Genomic DNA, 23,233 nt, shown 5'->3' with positions numbered 1-23,233 from the left:
TCACTAAGAGACCACCGGCTGACTGTACGGAAACAACAGATCCACAAACCGCTCCGCCGTCGGCTGCGGTTCGTGGTTGGCCAGCCCGGCCCGTTCGTTGGCTTCGATAAACACATAGTCCGGCTGGTCAGCGGCGGACACCATCAAGTCGAGGCCGACCATGGGAATATCCAGGGCCCGAGCCGCGCGGATGGCGGCGTCCACCAGCGTCGGGTGCAGGGTCGCCGTGACATCCTCAAGCACACCGCCGGTATGAAGATTCGCCGTGCGCCGTACGAACAGGTGCTCACCGGCCGGCAGAATGCTGTTGTAGTCGTATCCGGCGGCGCGCAAGGTGCGCAGGGTTTCCTGGTCCTGCGGGATCTTGCTTTCGCCGCCCGTGGCCGCCTGTCGCCGTCGGCTCTGGGCTTCGATCAATGCACCGATGGAGTGTTGGCCGTCGCCGACCACTTCGGCTGGCCGGCGAATGGCGGCGGCGACCACTTCAAAACCGATCACCACAATGCGCAGGTCCAGGCCCTCGTGGAAACTTTCCAGCAGCACGCGGCTGTCGAAGTGGCGAGCGGTTTCTATGGCTTGCTGCACTTCCTCTATGGTGCGCAAATCCACCGCCACCCCTTGGCCCTGTTCACCATCCAGTGGCTTGACCACCACGCGCTGGTGTTCATCGAGGAAGGCCAGATTGTCATCGGCGTTACCCGCCAGTTGCTGCGCCGGCAGGTTCAACCCCGTTGCCTTGAGCACTTTGTGGGTCAGGCTTTTGTCCTGGCACAGGGTCATGCTGACGGCGCTGGTCAGGTCGCTCAGGGATTCACGGCAGCGTACCCGGCGCCCGCCATGGCTGAGGGTGAACATCCCGGCGTCGGCGTCATCGACGTGCACATCGATGCCACGACGGTGTGCTTCTTCGACAATGATCCGCGCGTAGGGGTTGAACGCGGCTTCCGGGCCGGGCCCGAGAAACAGCGGCTGATTGATGCCGTTCTTGCGCTTGATGGCGAAGGTCGTCAGGTTGCGAAACCCGAGCTTGGCGTAAAGGTTTTTCGCCTGGCGGTTGTCGTGCAGCACCGACAGGTCGAGGCAGGCGAGCCCGCGACTCATGAAGTGTTCGATCAAATGCCGCACCAACACTTCACCGACACCCGGCCGCGCACAATGCGGGTCGACCGCCAGGCACCACAGGCTGCTGCCGTTTTCCGGGTCGTTGAAGGCCTTGTGGTGGTTGAGGCCCATGACGCTGCCGATGACCGCGCCGCTGTCCTCGTCTTCGGCCAGCCAGTACACCGGGCCGCCCAGATGGCGCGGCGTCAGCAGGGTGGCATCGATCGGCAACATGCCGCGGGCCTGATACAGCTGATTGATCGCCTGCCAGTCGGCATCGCTTTGCGCGCGTCGAATGCGGAAACCGCGAAACACCCGGGTCGCCTGACGGTAGTCGCTGAACCACAGGCGCAAGGTATCGGACGGGTCGAGGAACAGCTGCGTCGGCTCCAGCCCCAGCACTTGCTGGGGCGCGGCAACGTACAGGGCAATGTCCCGTTCGCCGGGCTGCTCGTTGAGCAACTCCCCGGCCAGGCTCGCGGCATCGGCAAAGGTGTGGCCGATCAGCAAGCGCCCCCAGCCGCAATGCACGGCAATCGGCGCCCCGCCGAGTTCACTGCCATCCTCGGCCAGACGTGCCTGCAAGCGTTCGTAGGAGGGCGACTGGCCGCGCAACAGGCGTTGGCTGAAAGCCGTGGCGTGAGGTTTCATCGGTCAGATTCCTTGTTCGCTGAGCCACAGGTTGAGGGCCGCCAGTTGCCACAGCTTCGAGCCGCGCAACGGTGTCAATTGCCCCTGTGGATCAGTCAGCAGACGGTCGAGCATCGCGGGGTTGAACAGGCCGCGATCCTGGCTGGGATCGAGCAGCAGCTCGCGCACCCATTCCAGCGTATCGCCCTGCAAATGCTTGAGGCCCGGCACCGGGAAGTAACCTTTCTTGCGGTCGATCACTTCACTGGGAATCACTTGTCGCGCGGCTTCTTTCAAGACTTGCTTGCCGCCGTCCGGCAGTTTGAAACGCCCCGGAATCCGTGCCGACAGCTCCACCAGGCGGTAATCGAGAAACGGCGTGCGCGCTTCCAGGCCCCAGGCCATGGTCATGTTGTCGACCCGTTTGACCGGGTCGTCCACCAGCATCACCGTGCTGTCCAGACGCAAGGCCTTGTCCACCGCCGCATCGGCACCGGGCTGGGCGAAATGGGCTTTGACGAAGTCACCGGCGGCGTCATTCGCGGTCAGCCATTTCGGTTGCACGGTGGCGGCGTAGTCGTCGTAACTGCGGTCGAAAAACGCTTCGCGGTATGCGGCATACGGATCACTCGCGCCGTCCACTTGCGGATACCAGTGGTAACCGGCGAACAGTTCATCGGCGCCCTGGCCGCTCTGGACGACTTTGCAGTGTTTGGCCACCTCCCGTGACAACAGGTAGAAGGCGATGCAGTCATGGCTGACCATCGGCTCGCTCATGGCACGGAACGCGGCGGGCAGTTGTTCGATGATTTCCTTTTCGTCGATGCGCAGTTGATGGTGCTGCGTGCCGTAGTGTCGGGCGATCAGATCCGAATACTGGAACTCGTCTCCACGTTCGCCGCCGGCATCCTGGAAGCCGATGGAGAAGGTCGACAGATTGTCCACGCCGACTTCCCGCAACAGACCCACCAGCAGGCTTGAATCGACACCGCCGGACAGCAGCACGCCGACATCCACCGCCGCACGCTGACGAATCGCTACCGCTTCGCGGGTGCTGTCGAGCACACGGTCGCGCCAGTCCTCGAGGGTCAGATTCGTCTCATCGGCGTGAGGGCCGTAGGGCAGGGTCCACCAGGTTTTCTGCTCGGTGCGGCCATCGGCTTCGATGCGCATCCAGGTGGCCGGCGGCAGTTTTTCAATGCCCGCCAGCAAAGTGCGCGGTGCCGGGACCACGGAGTGGAAATTCAGATAGTGATTGAGCGCCACGGGATCGAGGATCGGGTTGATGTCGCCGCCCTTGAGCAATGCCGGCAGCGCCGAGGCGAAGCGCAGGCGCTGGCCGGTGCGCGACAGGTACAGCGGTTTCACGCCGAGACGGTCGCGGGCGATGAACAGGCGTTGGGCATCGCGCTCCCAAACGGCAAAGGCAAACATGCCGTTGAGTTTTGGCAGCAAGGCTTCGCCCCAGGCGTGATAACCCTTGAGCAACACTTCGGTGTCGCCACCGGAATAGAAGGCGTAACCCAGGCTTTCAAGTTCTGCGCGCAGTTCCGGAAAGTTGTAGATCGCCCCGTTGAAGGCCAGGGACAAGCCCAGTTGCGGGTCGATCATCGGCTGCGCCGAGCCGTCCGACAGGTCCATGATCTTCAGGCGCCGATGGCCCAGGGCAACCGGCCCCTGGCTATGAAATCCCCAGGCGTCGGGGCCGCGGGGGGCCAGGTGATGGGTGATTCGTTCAATGGCTGCAAGGTCTGCAGGTTGATGATCAAAACGTAACTCGCCAGCTAATCCGCACATAAATTCCTTACCGGTTTTTCCGTTGGGGAGGGTCGATCGATACCGCGCCGAAACGGCGGGTACTCAGAAAGTGACCCTCCTCGGTAAGGGGAGTTTTAGATCGATGAGTTATATGCGCGACTGACCACGGCCGAATCGCCCCGTGAGGGCGACTTCGGCTGCTGTATCGACTACTTGCCCCGGATCAGGCGTCGCAGGGCAAATCGGTTGGGGTGACAGGCTTCGGCCACGCTTCTGGGCAACGGCAGGGGTTCGTTGTCCAGCCAGGCTGCCAGCAGTTCTGCGGACAGCGGCGCGGTGATCAGGCCGCGCGAGCCGTGACCGCTGTTGACGTAAAAACCGTCAAGCCATGGGCATGCGACGTCCGGCACCTGCCGGGCATCCTTGCCCAGCGCCGCATACGCCTGAGTGAACGCCTGGGTGTCGGCCAAGGGGCCGACGATTGGCAAGTAGTCGGGGCTGGTGCAGCGAAAAGCGGCGCGCCCCTGGAGACTTTCAGGCGCAAGTTTATCGGCCTGTAAACGCTCGACCAGATCGTGGGAAATCTCTTCGAGCATGGCCAGGTTGCCCAGGTGTTCTGCCGTGGTCGGTGTCAGGTCATCGCTCTTGAAGTCGAAACTGGCCCCCAGGGTGTGTTCGCCCAAACGGGCGGGGGCGACATAGCCTTCGGCACACACCACGGTGCTCAGGGCCTGGCTTTGCGGAGTTTGCGCCAAGCGGGTGATTTGCCCGCGAATGCGCTTGAGCGGCAGCTCGGCGCTCTCGGGGAAACGCTGGATTTCGGCGGCCCCGGCGAGTACCACCACGGGAGCATCGGCAAGCAACCGCTCGCCGTCCCAGGCTTGCCAACGGCCTTCAACCTTGCGCAGTTCCAGCGCATCGTGATGGGTGAGCAATTGAATCTGTGGATGCGCAGCCTGCCACTGGCACAGCGCCGGTGGGTGGACCCAGCCGCCTTCGGGATAGAACAGGCCGCCGTGTGCCAGTCCGATACCGGCCACGGCCTGTGCTTCGGGTTGATCCAGCAGGTGCAGCAAGTCCGCTGGAAACGCTGCGGCCAATTGCGCCTGGCGTTCGGCTTCCTTGGCATTGAAGGCCAGTTGCAGCACGCCGCAATCGTCCCAGTCGCGGCCCCGTTGCAAGTGTTCGAGCAGACGTCGGGTGTAGCCGAATCCACTGACGATCATTTGCGACAGCGCCGTGCCATGGGCGGATAACTTCAGGTAGAGCACACCCTGCGGGTTGCCCGAGGCTTCCCGGGCGATGGCGTCGTGGCGCTCCAGCAATGTCACTTGCCAGCCCCGCGCGGCGAGGCTGGCGGCGCTGGCACATCCGGCCAGGCCGGCACCGATCACCAGTGCCTGGCGCTCGCCGGTCAGCGGGGCCGGGCGTGCGAACCAGGGTTTATCCAGGGCCGGGGCCGGCGTTTCCAGGGGCCAGCCGAGGAACTCACCGCGCAGGATCTCCCATTTGTGGCCGATGCCGGGGGTGCGTTTCATCTTGAAGCCGGCGGCGTTGAGCAGGCGCCGCACCCAGCCGGTGCTGGTGAAGGTGCTGATGGATGCACCGGGAGCGGCCAGGCGAGCCAGCTCGGCAAACAGTTCGGCGGTCCACATGTCGGGGTTTTTCGCCGGGGCGAAACCGTCGAGGAACCAGGCGTCGATTCGGGCATCGAGTTGCGGCAGTTGCTCCAGTGCATCGCCGATCAGCAGCGTCAGGGTGACGCGGCCGTGGTCCAGCGTCAGGCGCTGAAAACCCTGATGGATGGCCACGTATTGCTCAAGCAATTGATCGGCAAATACCTTGAGTTCCGGCCATAGCGCCAGGGCCCGTTGCAGGTCGGCCGGGCTCAACGGGTATTTCTCTACGCTGACAAAATGCAGCCGCGCTCCGGCCGCTGCGTGTTGCTCGAACACCTGCCAGGCGCACAAAAAATTCAGCCCGGTGCCGAACCCGGTCTCACCGATGACCAGCCGCCCACCCTCGGGCAAGGCGGCAAAGCGTTCGGCCAGTCGATTCTGCTCGATGAATACATAGCGGGTTTCATCCAGCCCTGACTTGTCGGAGAAGTACACATCGTCGAACACTCGCGAATACGGGCGACCTTGGTCGTCCCAGTCGAGCTGGGCGTGGGGCAATACAGGTTTCATGGCAGGCTCTGCAGCGGCAAGGCGGCCATTCTAGCCGATTGAAGGTGTGGTGCTTGATCCGTGGCAAGGTATGAACGGGCTGAAACCGGGAAAATCATCAACCTGCACAAAGCCCCCTCGCCACAGGAATCCGCAACCATCCGGAAAATCTCCACTGACCTTCAGGTCCATCCGCTAGTCTTGCTCACATCTGGAAGGGAGCCGCCCATGTTTGAATCCGCCGAAATCGATCACGCCATCGACAAAGAAACCTACGACGCCGAAATCCCGGCCCTGCGCGAAGCGTTGCTCGAAGCGCAATTCGAATTGCAGCAGCAACGCCGCTTTCCGGTGATCATTTTGATCAATGGCATCGAAGGTGCCGGCAAGGGTGAGACGATCAAGGTGCTCAACGAGTGGATGGACCCGCGCCTGATCGAAGTCCGCACGTTCGATCAGCAAACCGATGAAGAGCTGGCGCGGCCACCGGCCTGGCGGTACTGGCGGATGCTCCCGGCCAAGGGGCGCATGGGGATTTTCTTCGGCAATTGGTACAGCCAGATGCTGCAGGGGCGGGTCCATGGCGAGTTCAAGGATCCGCGCCTGGATCAGGCGATCAATGCCGCCGAGCGCCTGGAAAAGATGCTCTGCGATGAAGGTGCGCTGATCTTCAAGTTCTGGTTCCACCTCTCCAAGAAGCAAATGAAGGCTCGCCTCAAGGCACTGGCCGACGACCCGCTGCACAGCTGGCGCATCAGCCCGCTGGACTGGCAGCAGTCGCAAACCTACGACAGGTTCGTGAAGTATGGTGAACGGGCGCTGCGCCGCACCAGCCGCGTTTATGCACCCTGGCATGTGATCGCCGGGGCGGATGCCCATTATCGCAGCCTGGCCGTGGGGCGGATTCTGCTGGCGGGCCTGCAGGGCGCATTGAAGCGACCGAAGATCCATCCGGAAAAGGTCAGCGCCGCGCCAGTGTTCCCCAGTGTCGATCAAGTGAACCTGATCGACAGCCTGGACCTGACCCTGCAGTTGGACAAAGAAGATTACGAAGAACAACTGATCACCGAGCAGGCGCGGTTTTCCGGGTTGATGCGTGACAAACGCATGCGCCGCCACGCGCTGGTGGCGGTGTTCGAAGGCAACGACGCGGCCGGCAAGGGCGGGGCGATCCGCCGGGTAGCGGCAGCGCTTGATCCGCGCCAGTACAGCATCGTGCCGATTGCCGCGCCCACCGAGGAAGAACGGGCGCAACCGTATCTGTGGCGCTTCTGGCGGCACCTGCCGGCCCGGGGCAAGTTCACCGTGTTCGACCGCTCCTGGTATGGCCGGGTGTTGGTGGAGCGCATCGAAGGTTTTTGCAGCCCGGCAGACTGGCTGCGTGCCTACGGTGAAATCAACGATTTCGAAGAACAGCTCACCGACGCCGGTGTGATCGTGGTCAAGTTCTGGCTGTCCATCGACAAACAGACGCAACTGGAGCGCTTCGAAGAGCGCGAAAAGATCCCCTTCAAACGCTTCAAGATCACTGAGGACGACTGGCGCAACCGTGATAAATGGGACGACTATCGCGCGGCGGTCGGCGACATGGTTGACCGGACCAGCACCGAGATTGCGCCCTGGACCCTGGTGGAAGCCAACGACAAACGCTGGGCGCGGGTCAAAGTCTTGCGCACCATCAACCGGGCACTGGAGGAGGCTTTCGAAAAATCCGCCAAGCATGAACGCAAGCGTAAGGACAAGGATTGAGGCCATGGTTACGCATACGCGGGGTGAATGATCGTCGCGGTCGGTGAAGAGCTGGACTTATGCTCGGTCCACTCTCAACCGATAACAACAATGAGGTATGTCATGCGTGAAGTGGTGATCGTCGACAGCGTGCGGACCGGCCTGGCCAAATCCTTTCGCGGTAAATTCAACATGACCCGCCCGGACGACATGGCGGCACACTGTGTCGATGCACTGTTGGCGCGCACCGGTATCGATCCGGCGAGCGTCGAGGACTGCATCGTTGGCGCCGGCTCCAACGAAGGCGCCCAGGGTTTCAATATCGGTCGCAATGTCGCGGTGCTCTCGCGCCTGGGCATCGGCACGGCCGGCATGACCCTCAACCGGTTCTGTTCCTCGGGCCTGCAGGCGATCGCCATTGCCGCCAACCAGATCGCTTCGGGTTGCAGCGACATCATCGTCGCCGGCGGCGTCGAGTCCATCAGCCTGACCGTGAAGAGCGTCAACACCGACAACCTGATCAACCCGCTGCTCAAGGAACAGGTGCCGGGCATCTACTTCCCGATGGGCCAGACTGCTGAAATCGTCGCGCGTCGGTACAACGTCAGTCGCCAAGAGCAGGACCTGTATGCGTTGCAAAGCCAGCAGCGTACCGCAGAGGCTCAGGCCGCCGGGCTGTTCACTGATGAAATCGTGCCGATGTCGGTGAAGTATCGCGTCGAAGACAAGGCCACAGGTCAGGCACAGATCCTCGACGGCATCGTCGACCGCGATGACTGCAACCGCCCGGACACCACCCTGGAAAGCCTGGCCGGGTTGAAGCCGGTGTTCGCCGAAGATGGCTCGGTCACGGCGGGCAACTCTTCGCAGCTGTCTGACGGCGCGTCCATGACCCTGGTGATGAGCCTGGAGAAAGCGCTGGAGCTGGGGCTCAAGCCGAAAGCGTTCTTCCGCGGCTTTACCGTGGCCGGTTGCGCGCCGGACGAGATGGGTATCGGCCCGGTGTTTTCGGTACCTAAACTGCTCAAGGCCAAAGGCTTGCGGATTGACGACATCGACCTGTGGGAACTCAACGAAGCGTTCGCCTCGCAGTGCCTGTACAGCCGCAATCGCCTGGAAATCGACAACGCCCGGTACAACGTCAACGGCGGCTCGATTTCCATCGGTCACCCGTTCGGCATGACCGGTTCGCGCCAGGTTGGGCATCTGGTTCGTGAATTGCAGCGACGCAATCTGCGGTACGGCATCGTCACCATGTGCGTGGGTGGCGGGATGGGGGCAACCGGGCTGTTTGAAGCGGTGCGGTAAGCCTCGATATTTCTCGTTGTCAGTTCGATAGTCATCGCGAGCAAGCTCGCTCCCACAGTGTTCAGCGGCGATCACAAATGTTGTGTACGTCGCAAAACCTGTGGGAGCGAGCTTGCTCGCGATGGGTGCGCCACGGTCAAAAAAATCACCTGAAGATTACGACCCGCACAGTTTCATTCGCGGCCAGACCGAAACTGTGCCTGTGTACGCCACCGCTGCGGGCCTAGAATGACGACTCCTGTCAGTTGGCGTTGGGGTTCACATGCACATTTCATCGGGTCGCTGGGGTTACGGTCTGTTCCTGGCCTTGTTGACCGCGTTGTTGTGGGGAATCCTGCCGATCAAGCTCAAACAAGTGTTGCTGGTAATGGACCCGGTGACGGTGACCTGGTTTCGCCTGATGGTATCCGGCGGCTGCCTGTTCATTTACCTGGCGGCCACCAGGCGTCTGCCCAGCCGCAAGGTGCTCGGTCCTCGTGGTGGCTGGTTGGTGCTGATGGCGGTGCTCGGCCTGGTCGGTAACTATGTGTTGTATCTGATGGGCCTGAACCTGCTCAGCCCCGGTACGGCGCAACTGGTAGTGCAGATGGGACCGATCATGCTGCTGATCGCCAGTCTGTTTGTGTTCAAGGAGCGTTTCAGCCTGGGGCAGGGGATTGGCCTGCTGGTACTGCTGATCGGCTTTGCGCTGTTTTTCAACCAGCGCTTGAGTGAGTTGCTCACGTCTCTGACCGACTACACCGCCGGTGTGCTGCTTGTGTTGCTGGCGTCCACGGTCTGGACCTTCTATGCCCTGGGGCAGAAGCAATTGCTGACGGTGTGGAATTCGCTGCAGGTGATGATGGTGATCTACCTGTTCTGCGCAGCGCTGTTGACGCCGTGGGTGCATCCGCTCGAAGCGTTGCAATTAAGCCCCTTGCAGGGTTGGTTGCTGCTGGCGTGTTGCCTCAACACCCTGATTGCCTATGGCGCGTTTGCCGAGGCCCTGGCCCATTGGGAAGCCTCCCGGGTCAGCGCGACGCTGGCCATCACGCCGTTGGTGACCTTTGCCGCGGTTGCCATGGCTGCGTGGCTGTGGCCCGACTATGTGCATGCCGAGACGATCAATGGCCTGGGATATGGCGGTGCGGTGCTGGTGGTGCTGGGGTCGGCGCTGGTGGCGTTGGGGCCTTCGTTGATTGCCGGGCTGAAGGCGCGGAAGGTGCGGATGGCAGCCAGTTAGACCGCGTTATCGTTCATCGCGGGCAAGCCACGCTCCCACAGGGTTTGCGTCGTCCACAGTATCAATGAACGACGCAAAACCTGCGGGAGCGCGGCTTGCCCGCGATGACGGACGATCAGGCGCTGCCGATTCAGCCCTTGGCCCCAGCCTCCAGCATGTTCTCCGGCCTCACCCACGCATCGAACTCTTCGTCTGTCAGATACCCGAGCTGCAACGCCGCCTCGCGCAAGGTCAGGCCTTCGCTATAGGCTTTCTTGGCGATCTCCGCCGATTTGTCATAGCCGATGTGCGGGTTGAGTGCCGTCACCAGCATCAAGCCACGCTCCAGGTGCTCAGCCATTTTTTCCGCATCCGGCTCCAGACCGGCCACGCAGTGCTGCTGGAAGTTGCTGCAGCCATCCGCCAGTAAACGGATCGATTGCAGCAGGTTGTGGATGATCACCGGTTTGAACACGTTGAGCTGCAAGTGGCCCTGGCTGGCGGCAAAGCCAATGGCGACATCGTTGCCCAATACCTGGCAGACCAGCATCGACAGCGCTTCGCATTGAGTCGGGTTGACCTTGCCCGGCATGATCGAACTGCCCGGTTCATTGGCCGGCAGCCTGACTTCGGCGAAGCCGGCGCGTGGGCCGGAACCCAGCAGGCGCAGATCGTTGGCGATTTTCATCAGCGTCACGGCGAGGGTTTTCAGCGCGCCGGACAGCGTGGTCAGCGGCTCATGACCGGCCAGCGCGGCAAACTTGTTCGGCGCGGTGATAAACGGCAAACCCGAGAGGGCGGCCAATTCTGCGGCGATGGCCTCACCGAAGCCGTGGGGTGAATTGAGCCCGGTGCCGACGGCCGTTCCGCCCTGGGCCAGCTCGCAGACCGCGGGCAGTGCGCTGCGGATTGCCCGCTCGGCGTAATCGAGTTGCGCGATGAAGGCCGAGATTTCCTGGCCGAAGCTGATCGGTGTCGCATCCATCATGTGGGTGCGGCCGGTCTTGACCAGTTTCATGTGGCGTGCGGCCAGTTCGGCCAGCCCGCCAGACAGTTCGCTGATCGCCGGCAGCAAGTGCTGTTGCACCGCCTGGACGGCTGCGATATGCATGGCGGTGGGGAAGCAGTCGTTGGAGCTCTGGGAGCGATTGACGTGATCGTTGGGGTGCACCGGGGACTTGCCGCCACGGGGGTTGCCGGCCAGCTCGTTGGCGCGACCGGCGATCACTTCATTGACGTTCATGTTGCTCTGGGTACCGCTGCCGGTTTGCCAGACCACCAGCGGAAACTGGTCGTCGTGGTCGCCGGCGAGCACTTCGTCGGCCGCCTGCTCGATCAGGCGGGCGATATCGGCGGGCACATCGCCATTGCGATCATTGACCCGTGCCGCGGCTTTCTTGATCAGCGCCAGGGCATGCAACACGGCCAGCGGCATGCGTTCGTTGCCGATGGCGAAGTTGATCAGCGAGCGTTGCGTCTGAGCGCCCCAATAGGCTTCATCCGGGACTTCAACCTGGCCGAGGCTGTCGGTTTCGATACGGCTCATCTTGCTCACTCCTGTAGGTCCGATTGCGCAGTTTAGGCCGTGATCGACGGCCGTGGTTCCATCAGTCTGAATTTGACCATTCAACCCCTCTAAATCAGGTGCGACAAGGCTTGGGGTTGAGCGACACACTTTTTTAGGCGCAGAATGGACGCCCTTGGGGTCTTACCTCGCCAGCTAGAAAAGGAAACTCGATGACTCGTCTTCGTGCCATCTGTACCGCCGTTGCTTTGGTCTGCGCCAGCGGCCAGGTTCTTGCCGACACCGCCAGCCATAACGCCAGTGCCGAGGCTTTCCTGACCATGGCGCACGCTGACAAACTGGGCACCCCGGTGTACATGCAAGTACAGCAGATGTTTGCCCAGCGTTTCGAACAGACCAAAGCCCCTGAGTCGAAAAAGGCCGTGTTGGAAACCTACCAGGCCAAGGCCAACGCCGCTCTGGACCAGGCCATTGGCTGGAACAAGCTGAAACCGGACATGGTCAAGCTCTACACCACCAACTTCACCGAATCCGAGCTCAAGGACCTGGTTGCGTTCTACCAGTCGCCACTGGGCAAGAAAGTCCTGGAAAAAATGCCTCAGCTGACCCAGCAATCGGCCCAGATGACCCAGGCCAAGCTGGAAAGCGCGGTGCCTGTGGTCAACAAGCTGCTGGCTGACATGACCGCCGAGCTGACGCCGAAAGACGCAGCCGCGCCAGCCAAGAAAAAGCCTTAAGCGGAGTTCGGTATGACCATGCAACAACGCATCGAATCGACGCTGGGCCTGCTTCAGCCCGAGCATCTGCAAGTGCTGGATGAAAGCCACATGCACAGCCGTGGGCTGCAAACCCATTTCAAGGCTGTGGTCGTCAGTACGCAGTTCGAAGGCCTGAACCGGGTCAAGCGCCACCAGAAGGTCTACGGCACGCTTGGCGAGTTGATGGGCGAGTTCCATGCGTTGGCGCTGCATACCTACACGCCAGAGGAATGGGCCCGGATCGACGCGGCTCCGGCCTCGCCGACCTGCGCCGGCGGCAGCAAGCACTAAACACCGGTTTTTTGTTAGAATGCCCAACGCGCCGCTAACCCGGCGCGTTTTTTTTCGCATCCGGTTCACCCCTTACGAGGGTAGCCACCTGGAGATTTACCCATGACACAACAGATTGTCGTGGCGGCACTGTATAAGTTCGTCACCCTGGAAGATTACGTCGCCCTGCGCGAGCCCCTGCTGCAAGCGATGGTCGACAACGGCATCAAAGGCACGCTGCTGATTGCCGAAGAAGGCATCAACGGCACCGTGTCCGGCAGCCGCGAAGGCATCGACGGGCTGATGGCCTGGCTCAAGAACGACCCGCGCATGGACGACATCGACCACAAAGAGTCGTACTGCGACGAGCAGCCGTTCTACCGCACCAAGGTCAAACTCAAGAAAGAAATCGTCACCCTCGGCGTGGAAGGCGTGGACCCGAACAAAAAGGTCGGCACCTACGTCGATCCGCAGGACTGGAACGCGCTGATCAGCGACCCGGAAGTGTTGTTGATCGACACCCGTAACGACTACGAAGTCTCGATCGGTACCTTCGAAGGCGCCATCGACCCGAAAACCACCAGTTTTCGCGAATTTCCCGATTACATCAAAGCCAACTTCGACCCGGCCGTGCACAAGAAGGTCGCGATGTTCTGCACCGGTGGCATCCGCTGCGAGAAGGCCTCTAGCTACATGCTCAGCGAGGGCTACGGTGAGGTTTTTCACCTCAAGGGTGGCATCCTGAAGTACCTCGAGGAGGTGCCGCAGGAAGAAACCAAGTGGCAGGGTGATTGCTTCGTGTTCGACAACCGCGTGACCGTTCGTCACGACCTGAGCGAGGGCGACTACGATCAATGTCATGCCTGCCGCACACCGGTGAGTGTGGAAGACCGCGCGTCCGAGCATTACGTGGCCGGCATCAGTTGCCCGCATTGCTGGGATAAGCTGAGCGAGAAGACCCGTCGCAGTGCGATCGACCGGCAGAAGCAGATCGAACTGGCCAAGGCTCGTAACCAGCCTCACCCGATCGGCTTCAACTACAAGCAAGCATCTTCCGAGGCCTGAACCATGTCTGCGCGCCTGCTCTATGTGATGGACCCGATGTGTTCCTGGTGCTGGGGGTTTGCCCCCGTGGCCAAGTCACTGGTCGAGCAGGCGCAAGCCGCGGGTGTGGATGTGCACTTGATCGTAGGTGGTTTGCGCACCGGTAGCGGTGCGGCGCTGGAGCCGACCACCCGACGCTACATTCTTGAGCACTGGCAGGCGGTCACCGAGGCCACCGGCCAGCCCTTCAAGTTTGAGGGCGCGTTACCCGATGGCTTTGTCTACGACACCGAGCCTGCCTGCCGGGCACTGGTGACGGCGCGCGGACTGGCGCCGGATTGTGCCTGGAAGCTGCTCGGGCTGATTCAGCATGCGTTTTATGTCGAAGGTCGGGACGTCACCCGCGCCAGCGTGCTGGTGGAACTGGCCGAGCAGGCCGGCGTGCCGCGCATCGAGTTCGCCGCCGCTTTCGACCGTGCCGACATGCACACTGCGACTGAAGCCGATTTCACCTGGGTCCAGGACCTGGGCATTGCCGGTTTCCCCACCCTGCTGGCCGAGCGTAACGGCCAACTGGCGTTGTTGACCAATGGCTATCAGCCGTTGAGCGAGTTGTCCCCGCTGCTCGGCCGCTGGCTGGAGCGTGCTGCCTGTGCATGACCTGCCTGATGATGTCGCACCCGCTAAACGTGTCGACCGTCTGAGCTGGGCGGAAATCCGCCGCCTGGCCCTGCATCACAAGAAATCCCTGTGGATCGCCAACGGCGTAGCCGTGCTGGCGACCTTGTGCAGCGTGCCGATTCCCTTGCTCCTGCCGTTGCTGGTGGACGAGGTGTTGCTGGGGCATGGTGATGCCGCGCTGAAGATCATGAACCACGTGCTGCCCGAAGGCTGGCAGAAGGCCGCTGGCTACATCGGCCTGATGCTGGTGGTGACCTTAACCCTGCGTTGCACAGCTCTGCTGTTCAACGTGGTGCAGGCGAAATTGTTCGCCGGCTTGGCCAAGGACATCGTCTACCGCATTCGCATACGCTTGATCGAGCGTCTCAAGGGTATTTCCCTGGGCGAATACGAAAGCCTGGGCAGCGGAACGGTGACTACGCACCTGGTCACCGATCTGGACACGCTGGACAAATTCGTCGGTGAAACCCTCAGCCGTTTCCTCGTGGCCATGCTGACCCTGGTCGGCACGGCGGGCATTCTGATGTGGATGCACTGGCAACTGGCTTTGCTGATTCTGCTGTTCAACCCGCTGGTGATCTATGCCACGGTGCAGTTGGGCAAGCGGGTCAAACATCTGAAGAAACTCGAGAACGACAGCACTTCACGCTTTACCCAGGCGCTGACCGAAACGCTGGATGCCATCCAGGAAGTTCGCGCCGGCAACCGCCAGGGGTTTTTCCTCGGTCGCTTGGGCCAGCGCGCCCGGGACGTGCGTGACTATGCGGTGAATTCGCAATGGAAAACCGACGCATCGAACCGGGCCAGCGGTTTGCTGTTCCAGTTCGGCATCGATATTTTCCGGGCCGCGGCGATGCTCACCGTGCTGTTTTCCGACCTATCAATCGGCCAGATGCTCGCGGTGTTCAGCTACCTGTGGTTCATGATCGGCCCGGTCGAACAGTTGCTGAACCTGCAATATGCCTACTACGCTGCCGGCGGTGCGCTGTCGCGGATCAACGAGTTGCTGTCCCGAGCCGATGAGCCCGAATACCCGGGTGGAGTCGACCCGTTCATCGGTCGCGAAACCGTCGGGATCGAGGTTCAGGGATTGAGCTTCGGCTACGGTGACGAACTGGTGCTGAGCCAGATGAATCTCTCCATCGCTCCCGGCGAAAAAGTCGCGATCGTCGGTGCCAGCGGCGGCGGCAAGAGCACACTGGTGCAACTCCTGCTGGGTCTGTACACGCCCTTGGCCGGCACCATTCGTTTCGGCGGTTCGACCCAGCAGGAGATCGGCCTGGAAACCGTGCGGGAAAATGTTGCCGTGGTCCTGCAACATCCGGCGCTGTTCAACGATACCATCCGGGCCAACCTGACCATGGGTCGCGAGCGCAGTGACGAGGCCTGCTGGCAGGCGCTGGAAATCGCCCAATTGCACGGTACGGTCCGGGATTTGCCCAATGGCCTGGACAGCATCGTCGGGCGCTCCGGGGTGCGGTTGTCCGGCGGGCAACGTCAACGCCTGGCCATCGCCCGGATGGTACTGGCCGAGCCCAAGGTGGTGATCCTCGACGAAGCCACCTCTGCGCTGGATGCCGCCACCGAATACAACCTGCACCAGGCCTTGGCACGGTTTCTGAGCAACCGCACCACGTTGATCATTGCCCACCGCCTTTCGGCGGTAAAACAGGCCGACCGTGTGCTGGTGTTCGACGGCGGGCAAATTGCCGAGGATGGCGATCATCAGCAACTGATTGCCGACGGTGGTCTGTACGCCAAGCTGTATGGGCATTTGCAGCGGTTGTAGTGAAATGATATCAAGGTTGCAGGGCGCCACTTCAATACGATAAAAAAACATCATCGCGGCCGAATTCAGTGGCCGCGATATTCCCTCCGGGCATAGCTTGTCGCTTGCCGGGATCGGAATCGCAACCTAGTCTAGCTATAGCGATTTCGTCCGGAAGACGAGCAAGCGGTGCTAATGCAAGGGACCTCATGAATCAAACGCGGACTCTCGGAACGCCACGGCTGTTGGGCATCGTCTGGCCATTTATCGCCGTTGTGGTGTTTCAAGCCTTGTTGGGCGGCGTTAGCCTTTACGTACTGTCGGCGGTTCGCGGCTATGTTGCCGGCGAAAGCCTCTGGTCCAAGGGCCAGAAGGACGCAATCTATTACCTCAACCTCTATGCCGACAGCGGCGACGAAGCGATTTTTCGTAAATACCAGCACGCCATTTCCGTGCCTCAGGGCGGGCATGAGTTGCGCGTGGCGCTGGATCATCAACCGCCGAATATAGAGGCGGCACGTGTGGCGATTCTCAAGGGTGGCAACCACCCGGAAGACGTTTCCAGCCTGATCTGGCTGTACCTCAACTTTCGTCACTTCAGTTATCTCGAAAAAGCCATCAACCTTTGGACCGTGGGGGATGCCTATCTGGTCCAGCTCGATGACGTTGCGCGGGACATGCATCAGCACATCACTGCCGGCCCGGCCTCCGGCGCGGACGTACAGCGCTGGAAGGAGCAGATTTTCGCCATCAACGACGGCGTGACGCCGGCGGCAAAGGCGTTCAGCGATGCCTTGGGTGAAGGTTCGCGGGTCATTCTTCGTTTGCTGCTGCTGACTAACCTCGCCACTGCTCTTGGATTGATTGCGCTGGCGCTGATGCGCACCCATAAACTGCTCAAGCAGCGCCATGCGTTCGCCGATGCGCTGCAACTGGAAAAAGAACGGGCGCAGATCACCCTGCAATCAATTGGTGATGGGGTGATCACCACGGATGTTTCCGGTGCAATCGCCTACATGAATCCGGCGGCCGAGGCGATGACCCACTGGAAGGCCGAGCAGGCGACGGGATTGCCGCTGGCGGCGCTGTTCAACCTGTTGGACGAAAATGCCCAGACCGATGGTTTCACCCTGATCGAGCATATTCTGAGCGGCCAGCTCAGTGGCGGCAGTGAACACTCCAAGTTGATTCAACGCCTGGACGGCAGCACGGTGTCGGTCACGCTGGTGGGCGCGCCCATCCGCAATGCCGGAAAAGTCAGCGGGACGGTGCTGGTGCTGCATGACATGACCCAGGAGCGGCAGTACATCGCCAATCTGTCGTGGCAGGCGACCCACGATGCCTTGACCGGCCTTGCCAACCGTCGCGAGTTCGAATATCGCCTGGAACAGGCGCTGCACAACCTGACCCGCCATTCGGGTCGCCATGCCCTGATGTTCCTCGATCTGGACCAGTTCAAGCTGGTCAACGACACCTGCGGCCACGCGGCGGGGGACGAACTGCTGCGGCACATCTGCGCGCTGTTGCAATCGGGGCTGCGCGAAGGCGACACCCTGGCGCGCCTTGGCGGCGACGAGTTCGGCATCCTGCTGGAAAACTGCGCACCGGAAGCGGCGGAGAAAATTGCCGAAAGCCTGCGCCAGACGGTGCAGAATCTGCATTTTGTCTGGAAAGGCCGGCCTTTCGTGACCACTGTCAGTATCGGGCTGGTCCATGTCGCGCAGAACCCGACGACGCTCGAAGCCTCGCTGCGTGCTGCCGACATGGCGTGCTACATGGCCAAGGAAAAGGGTCGGAACCGGGTCCAGGTCTATCATCCGGATGACTCGGAATTGTCCCTGCGCTTCGGCGAGATGGCCTGGGTGCAGCGTTTGCACATGGCGCTGGAGGAAGACCGCTTCTGCCTGTACGCCCAGGAAATTGCCCCCTTGGGTCATGTCGATCAGGACGGCGGGCACATTGAAATCCTGCTGCGACTACATGATGAAGCCGGGCGGATGATCTTGCCCGACAGCTTCATTCCGGCAGCTGAACGCTATGGCCTGATGAGCTCGCTTGATCGTTGGGTGGTGCAGAACGTGTTCAAGATCATCGCCCAATGCCGGGCCGAGCAAGGCCACGGACCGCTGGCCATGTGTGCGATCAATCTGTCAGGCACGACGATTGGGGATGAGGCGTTTCTGGACTTCTTGCGCGAACAGTTTGTGACGTATTCGATTCCGCCTGAAATGATTTGTTTTGAAATTACTGAAACCAGTGCCATTTCAAATCTTGGCAGCGCCATTCGATTCATTAATGAACTCAAAGGCTTAGGCTGCCATTTTTCGCTGGATGACTTTTGCGCCGGAATGTCCTCATTCGCGTACCTGAAACATTTGCCTGTAGACTTCCTGAAGATCGACGGGAGTTTCGTAAAGGATATGCTGGACGACCCGATTAACCGCGCCATGGTCGAAGTGATCAATCACATTGGCCATGTGATGGGTAAGCGCACGATTGCCGAGTTTGTCGAAACGCCCCAGATCGAGCAGGCATTGCTGGAGATCGGGGTGGATTACGCTCAAGGGTATGTGATTGAACGCCCGCAGTTGTTTACCAGTGATAGTCTGTTAAGTCGTCCCGCCAGGCCGCAACCGCTGTTGTTCAAGGCGCCTGGCACGTTCCGTTGAGACTCCTGCCGGTCTTACAATCACAATCAAAAGGAGCTCGACAGTGATCGATACATTCAACCGAACCGGACCGCTCATGGAAGCTGCAAGTTACCCTGCCTGGGCCCAGCGCCTGATCCAGGATTGCAGCGAGAGCAAGCGCCGGGTTGTCGAACACGAACTGTACCAACGCATGCGAGACAACAAACTCAGTGCGAAGACCATGCGCCAGTACCTGATCGGTGGCTGGCCGGTGGTCGAACAGTTCGCGTTGTATATGGCACAAAACCTGACCAAGACCCGCTTTGCCCGTCATCCCGGCGAAGACATGGCCCGTCGCTGGCTGATGCGTAACATCCGCGTCGAACTGAACCACGCCGATTACTGGGTGAACTGGAGTCGCGCGCACGGTGTCAGCCTGGAAGAGCTGCAGGCTCAGCAGGTTCCCCCCGAGCTTCACGCCCTGAGCCATTGGTGCTGGCACACCAGTTCAGCCGACTCGCTGATCGTTGCGATTGCCGCTACCAACTACGCCATCGAAGGGGCGACCGGGGAATGGTCGGCGGTAGTGTGTTCCAACGGTATCTACGCCGCCTCGTTTCCCGAGGAAGATCGCAAGCGGGCGATGAAGTGGCTGAAGATGCATGCCCAGTACGACGATGCCCATCCATGGGAAGCCCTTGAGATCATCTGCACATTGGCGGGCACGAACCCCGGCAAATCTCTGCAGGTGGAGTTGCGTCAGGCCGTTTGCAAGAGCTACGACTATATGTACCTGTTTCTCGAACGTTGCATGCAAATGGAGCACGCAGAGTGGGTACCGGTCGTGCGTGAGCGGATGGCATTGGCCGAAGGCTGATTCAATCGCTGCTTGAAAAACAACTGTGGGAGCGAGCCTGTTCGCGAATACGGACTGTCAGTCAACATCATCGTTGAAAGTCAGATCCCATTCGCGAGCAAGCCCGCTCCCACATTGGTTTGTGTCGTGGTTGAAAAGTCAGCCCGCCATCTCCAGCCGGTTACGACCTTCGCGCTTGGCCACATACAACGCGCTGTCTGCCCGTCGCAACAGACTTTCGGCAGACTCGCCGGGCAACAGGGTCGAACAGCCGAGGCTGACCGTCAGCAGGATCCTGTGACCATCGGCCAGGTACTCTTCAGACTGGGCTGCAAACCGCAGCCGCTCACCGACCATGGCCGCGGCCTCGCGACAGGTATTCGACAGCAGGATCAGGAACTCCTCGCCGCCATAGCGGAACACCATGTCCACGTTGCGCAGCTGGTTTTTGATCGTGGCGGCGACCGCCTTGAGCACGTCATCACCTGTGCTGTGGCCATGGGTATCATTGACTAGCTTGAAATGATCGATGTCCAGCATCAGTACTGACAACGGTTGCAGATGGCGCCGGGACAGTTCGATTTCCCTTTGCAGCGTCTGGTCCATGGCGATGCGGTTACCGGCACCCGTCAGGGGGTCGCGCAGTGCGCTTTGGGTGGCGGTACGGTACAGCAGCGCATTGCGCATCGGGAAAAGCAGTGCGGCCAGCAGTGATTCGAGATTGCCCTGATCCTGTTCGCTGAAGCGCTGATTGCGACGGAAGATCAGCTCACCCAGGTGTTCGCCTTCGTGGCTGAGGCTGTAACTGATGGAGTGGTGGCCGCGTTGGCCGAACTCCAGGCGCAGGTCACTGCTCTTGTGCTGGTAGCACAAGGCGTCCAACGGTACCAACCGCTGAATCTCGCGATAGAACGTCCCAAGAATGCGTTGCGGCTCCAGACTGGTTTGCAACTGCAGGCTCAGTTGCTGGCGCAATTGCGCAAGACTGACAGGTCTTTCCAGGAGAGGCGGCTGCTGACCAAAGCCCAGGCGCTGCAATTTGGCGCTATCGAAGTCAATTGCGTTGGTCTGGGAAGGTGGTTTCATAAGGCATGCGCCCCTAAGCAGTAAGGCTGTCTTACAAGCAGGGTGAGAGCGGCTTAGGGCTGCGCGTCGTACTGGTCCGTCAGTCCCGTAGGACATTTCGTACAAGTTTAATCCGCTTTGTAGAAGATGAGTAATCTCTGCGCTCAAGCTTCACCCCCGTCTGCTTTCACTTTACGTGTCTGAGCAAACTTAGAGCGAAAGTCGTGCCATTCGGTTCATCCGAATAAAAACTCTATTAAATCAATGGGTTGTTGGTTGTCTGCTGCCTGTGTAGCGCGGCGTGTGACGTTTGTTTGACAGGTGCCTGGCTCGAACCCGAGAGCCTTCAAGTGCCGCGACAGGAAGCTGGCGCGGCACTAAAAAGCGACGTACGGTCGTTACTGGGCGTTGAACGCCTGGCCATTGATACCGGTGCTGTCCGGGCCCATCAGGTAAAGGTAGACCGGCATGATCTCCTCGGGCGTCGGGTTGTTCAGTGGGTTTTCACCCGGGTAAGCCTGGGCGCGCATGCTGGTGCGGGTGGCGCCCGGGTTGATGCTGTTGGAGCGCACCGGGGCCACGGTATCGACTTCGTCAGCCAGGGTTTGCATCAAGCCTTCAGTGGCGAATTTGGAGACGCCGTAAGCGCCCCAATACGCACGCCCCTTGCGGCCGACGCTGCTGGAAGTGAACACCACCGAGGCATCCTGCGACAACTTGAGCAGCGGCAGCAGGGTGCTGGTGAGCATGAACATGGCATTGACGTTGACTTGCATGACCCGCATGAAGTTTTCGCCGGAAAGCTGCTCGATCGGCGTGCGCGGGCCGATGATCGAGGCATTGTGCAGGAGACCGTCGAGATGCCCGAATTCGCTTTCGATCATCGCTGCCAGCTCATCGTATTGATGGGGCAGGGCGGTTTCGAGGTTGAAGGGGATGACTGCCGGTTGTGGATGGCCGGCGGCTTCGATTTCGTCGTAGACCTGGGTCAGGTTGGCTTCGGTCTTGCCCAGCAGCAGCACGGTTGCGCCGTGTGCCGCGTAGGTTTTTGCCGCTGCGGCACCGATACCGCGTCCTGCGCCGGTGACCAGAATGACCCGATCCTTGAGCAGTTCGGGGCGGGCGGAATAATCAAACATAAAAAACCTCTACGAAAATTCTTCAGGTCAAGCGCTATCCCTGTAGGAGCGAGCTTGCTCCGGGCGGCGTTCCGACGATGGGCGTAAACGATGACGCGACAAGTCTGGCACCCCGTGGCGCTCTCAGGTTCTTCGCGAGCAAGCTCGCTCCTACAGAGGTCAACGACAGTCTCAGCAGCTACAGAGGGCGCTATCCAAAACCTTGCGCAGCTCCAACGGATGATCAACCACCACATCCGCCCCCCAATGCCGCGGGTTGTCATCCGGGTGGATGTAGCCGAAGGTCACCGCAGCAGTCTTGGTGCCGGCATCGCGGCCTGATTCGATGTCGCGCAGGTCATCGCCGACGAACAGCACGCTGGCCGGGTCCAGGTCGAGCATCTTGCAGGCGAGGATCAGCGGCTCGGGATCCGGTTTGCTGTTTTTCACATGATCCGGGCAGATCAGCAGCGCCGAACGCTCGGCCAGTCCCAGCTGTTGCATGATCGGCTCGGCGAAGCGCAGCGGCTTGTTGGTGACCACGCCCCAGATCAGGTTGGCCTTCTCGATGTCCGCCAGCAGTTCGCCCATGCCGTCGAACAGCTTGCTATGGACGGCACAACCGACGAGGTAGCGCTCCAGGAACTCCAGGCGCAACTCCTCGAATCCCGGCGATTCCGGGTCCATGGAGAAGGTCACTGCGACCATCGCCTTGGCGCCGCCGGAAATCTCGTCGCGAATGTGCTTGTCGTTCATCGGTGGCAAGCCACGGTCGGCACGCATCGCCTGGCAGATCGCAATGAAGTCCGGCGCGGTGTCGAGCAGGGTGCCGTCCATGTCGAAAAGAACTGCTCTGATTGGCATCGGCTTATTCCTCGCGCAGGGTCTGGATCATGTAGTTGACGTCCACGTCGGAGGCCAGTTTGTAGTGCTTGGTCAGCGGGTTGTAGGTCAGGCCGATGATGTCCTTGACGGACAGGCCGGCCATGCGGCTCCAGGCGCCAAGTTCGGAAGGGCGAATGAATTTCTTGAAATCGTGGGTGCCGCGCGGCAGCAACTTCATGATGTATTCGGCGCCGACGATGGCGAACAGGTACGCCTTCGGATTGCGGTTGATGGTCGAGAAGAACACCTGGCCGCCGGGCTTGACCATGCGGAAGCAGGCACGGATGACCGACGACGGGTCTGGCACGTGCTCAAGCATTTCCAGGCAGGTGACCACGTCGAACTGCTCGGGCATTTCCTCGGCCAGGGCTTCGGCGGTGATCTGCCGGTATTCGACGCTCACGCCCGACTCCAGCTGATGAAGCTGGGCAACCGCCAACGGCGCTTCGCCCATGTCGATACCCATCACGGTCGCGCCGCGCTGAGCCATGGCCTCGCTGAGGATGCCGCCGCCGCAACCGACGTCGAGGACCTTCTTGCCGGCCAGGTGGACGCGTTCATCAATCCAGTTGACCCGCAGCGGGTTGATGTCGTGCAGCGGTTTGAATTCGCTTTCGCGGTCCCACCAGCGATGGGCCAGGGCCTCGAATTTGGCGATTTCGGCGTAGTCGACGTTGCTCATGGTTTAAGTCCTCTAAAACTTGAAAAATCCTGTTGCCCCGGATTGTGCTCCAGGGTG

General features: G+C 60.9%; 18 protein-coding genes. 10 read left to right on the top strand and 8 right to left on the bottom strand.

Annotated features, from left to right (window positions below; translation table 11 throughout):
* Window positions 1–3: 3 nt before the first annotated feature.
* The 3 genes from ngg to mnmC all read right to left on the bottom strand — a co-directional run bounded on the left by ngg (window position 4) and on the right by mnmC (window position 5,678).
* Window positions 4–1,752: an N-acetylglutaminylglutamine synthetase gene (gene ngg / locus AC1Q6Y_RS15455; RefSeq protein ID WP_492624769.1), complete on the bottom strand. Its 1,749-nt coding sequence runs from the start codon at window positions 1,750–1,752 to the stop codon at window positions 4–6.
* 3 nt (window positions 1,753–1,755) lie between these two features.
* Window positions 1,756–3,528 carry an N-acetylglutaminylglutamine amidotransferase gene (locus AC1Q6Y_RS15450; RefSeq protein ID WP_407514846.1) on the bottom strand — a complete coding sequence of 591 codons (1,773 nt, stop codon included), beginning with the start codon at window positions 3,526–3,528 and terminating at the stop codon, window positions 1,756–1,758.
* A gap of 170 nt (window positions 3,529–3,698) precedes the next feature.
* Window positions 3,699–5,678, bottom strand: coding sequence for a bifunctional tRNA (5-methylaminomethyl-2-thiouridine)(34)-methyltransferase MnmC2/FAD-dependent 5-carboxymethylaminomethyl-2-thiouridine(34) oxidoreductase MnmC1 (mnmC, locus tag AC1Q6Y_RS15445; RefSeq protein ID WP_492624768.1), 1,980 nt, complete (start codon window positions 5,676–5,678; stop codon window positions 3,699–3,701).
* A gap of 207 nt (window positions 5,679–5,885) precedes the next feature.
* On the opposite strand from mnmC, the gene pap reads away from it, so the two are divergent.
* From pap to AC1Q6Y_RS15430, 3 genes are all read left to right on the top strand, one after another.
* On the top strand, window positions 5,886–7,406 hold the full coding sequence (pap, locus tag AC1Q6Y_RS15440; RefSeq protein WP_154863392.1) for a polyphosphate:AMP phosphotransferase: 1,521 nt from the start codon (window positions 5,886–5,888) through the stop codon (window positions 7,404–7,406).
* Between the two features lie 102 nt (window positions 7,407–7,508).
* Window positions 7,509–8,693: a thiolase family protein gene (locus AC1Q6Y_RS15435; RefSeq protein WP_492624767.1), complete on the top strand. Its 1,185-nt coding sequence runs from the start codon at window positions 7,509–7,511 to the stop codon at window positions 8,691–8,693.
* A 262-nt stretch (window positions 8,694–8,955) separates the two neighbouring features.
* Complete coding sequence (locus AC1Q6Y_RS15430) at window positions 8,956–9,915, top strand: DMT family transporter (protein ID WP_057713756.1); 960 nt, start codon at window positions 8,956–8,958, stop codon at window positions 9,913–9,915.
* A 130-nt stretch (window positions 9,916–10,045) separates the two neighbouring features.
* Here the strand turns inward: AC1Q6Y_RS15430 and AC1Q6Y_RS15425 are convergent, their stop codons facing one another.
* A complete protein-coding gene (locus AC1Q6Y_RS15425) occupies window positions 10,046–11,440 on the bottom strand; it encodes a class II fumarate hydratase (protein ID WP_492624766.1) in 1,395 nt (464 codons plus the stop codon).
* 191 nt (window positions 11,441–11,631) lie between these two features.
* On the opposite strand from AC1Q6Y_RS15425, the gene AC1Q6Y_RS15420 reads away from it, so the two are divergent.
* The 7 genes from AC1Q6Y_RS15420 (at window position 11,632) to AC1Q6Y_RS15390 (ending at window position 19,447) form a co-directional block, all read left to right on the top strand.
* Window positions 11,632–12,156, top strand: coding sequence for a DUF2059 domain-containing protein (locus AC1Q6Y_RS15420; protein ID WP_007997268.1), 525 nt, complete (start codon window positions 11,632–11,634; stop codon window positions 12,154–12,156).
* Window positions 12,157–12,168: 12 nt separating this feature from the next.
* Window positions 12,169–12,468 carry a BolA family protein gene (locus AC1Q6Y_RS15415; RefSeq protein WP_056727175.1) on the top strand — a complete coding sequence of 100 codons (300 nt, stop codon included), beginning with the start codon at window positions 12,169–12,171 and terminating at the stop codon, window positions 12,466–12,468.
* A gap of 102 nt (window positions 12,469–12,570) precedes the next feature.
* On the top strand, window positions 12,571–13,512 hold the full coding sequence (gene trhO / locus AC1Q6Y_RS15410) for an oxygen-dependent tRNA uridine(34) hydroxylase TrhO (protein WP_090457157.1): 942 nt from the start codon (window positions 12,571–12,573) through the stop codon (window positions 13,510–13,512).
* 3 nt (window positions 13,513–13,515) lie between these two features.
* Window positions 13,516–14,151, top strand: a complete 636-nt coding sequence (locus AC1Q6Y_RS15405) for a DsbA family protein (RefSeq protein ID WP_057713760.1) — start codon at window positions 13,516–13,518, stop codon at window positions 14,149–14,151.
* A complete protein-coding gene (locus AC1Q6Y_RS15400) occupies window positions 14,144–15,961 on the top strand; it encodes an ABC transporter ATP-binding protein (protein WP_492624765.1) in 1,818 nt (605 codons plus the stop codon). Before AC1Q6Y_RS15405 ends, AC1Q6Y_RS15400 begins: the two co-directional genes overlap by 8 nt.
* A 188-nt stretch (window positions 15,962–16,149) precedes the next feature.
* Entirely contained in the window at window positions 16,150–18,609 is a 2,460-nt protein-coding gene (locus AC1Q6Y_RS15395; RefSeq protein WP_090457153.1) for an EAL domain-containing protein, read from the top strand.
* Window positions 18,610–18,685: 76 nt separating this feature from the next.
* Entirely contained in the window at window positions 18,686–19,447 is a 762-nt protein-coding gene (locus tag AC1Q6Y_RS15390) for an iron-containing redox enzyme family protein (RefSeq protein WP_219733187.1), read from the top strand.
* Between the two features lie 138 nt (window positions 19,448–19,585).
* On the opposite strand, the gene AC1Q6Y_RS15385 is transcribed toward AC1Q6Y_RS15390, so the two are convergent.
* From AC1Q6Y_RS15385 to ubiG, 4 genes are all read right to left on the bottom strand, one after another.
* Entirely contained in the window at window positions 19,586–20,512 is a 927-nt protein-coding gene (locus AC1Q6Y_RS15385; protein WP_057713764.1) for a GGDEF domain-containing protein, read from the bottom strand.
* Between the two features lie 377 nt (window positions 20,513–20,889).
* Window positions 20,890–21,630 carry a YciK family oxidoreductase gene (locus AC1Q6Y_RS15380; RefSeq protein ID WP_007999919.1) on the bottom strand — a complete coding sequence of 247 codons (741 nt, stop codon included), beginning with the start codon at window positions 21,628–21,630 and terminating at the stop codon, window positions 20,890–20,892.
* Window positions 21,631–21,801: 171 nt separating this feature from the next.
* On the bottom strand, window positions 21,802–22,473 hold the full coding sequence (gene mupP, locus AC1Q6Y_RS15375) for an N-acetylmuramic acid 6-phosphate phosphatase MupP (protein WP_057713765.1): 672 nt from the start codon (window positions 22,471–22,473) through the stop codon (window positions 21,802–21,804).
* A gap of 4 nt (window positions 22,474–22,477) precedes the next feature.
* Window positions 22,478–23,176, bottom strand: coding sequence for a bifunctional 2-polyprenyl-6-hydroxyphenol methylase/3-demethylubiquinol 3-O-methyltransferase UbiG (ubiG, locus tag AC1Q6Y_RS15370; protein ID WP_057713766.1), 699 nt, complete (start codon window positions 23,174–23,176; stop codon window positions 22,478–22,480).
* Between the last annotated feature and the right edge of the window lie 57 nt (window positions 23,177–23,233).

The sequence above is a fragment of the Pseudomonas sp. GW823-FHT06E10 genome (assembly GCF_058794995.1).
This window is presented reverse-complemented; position numbering and strand designations above follow the sequence as displayed.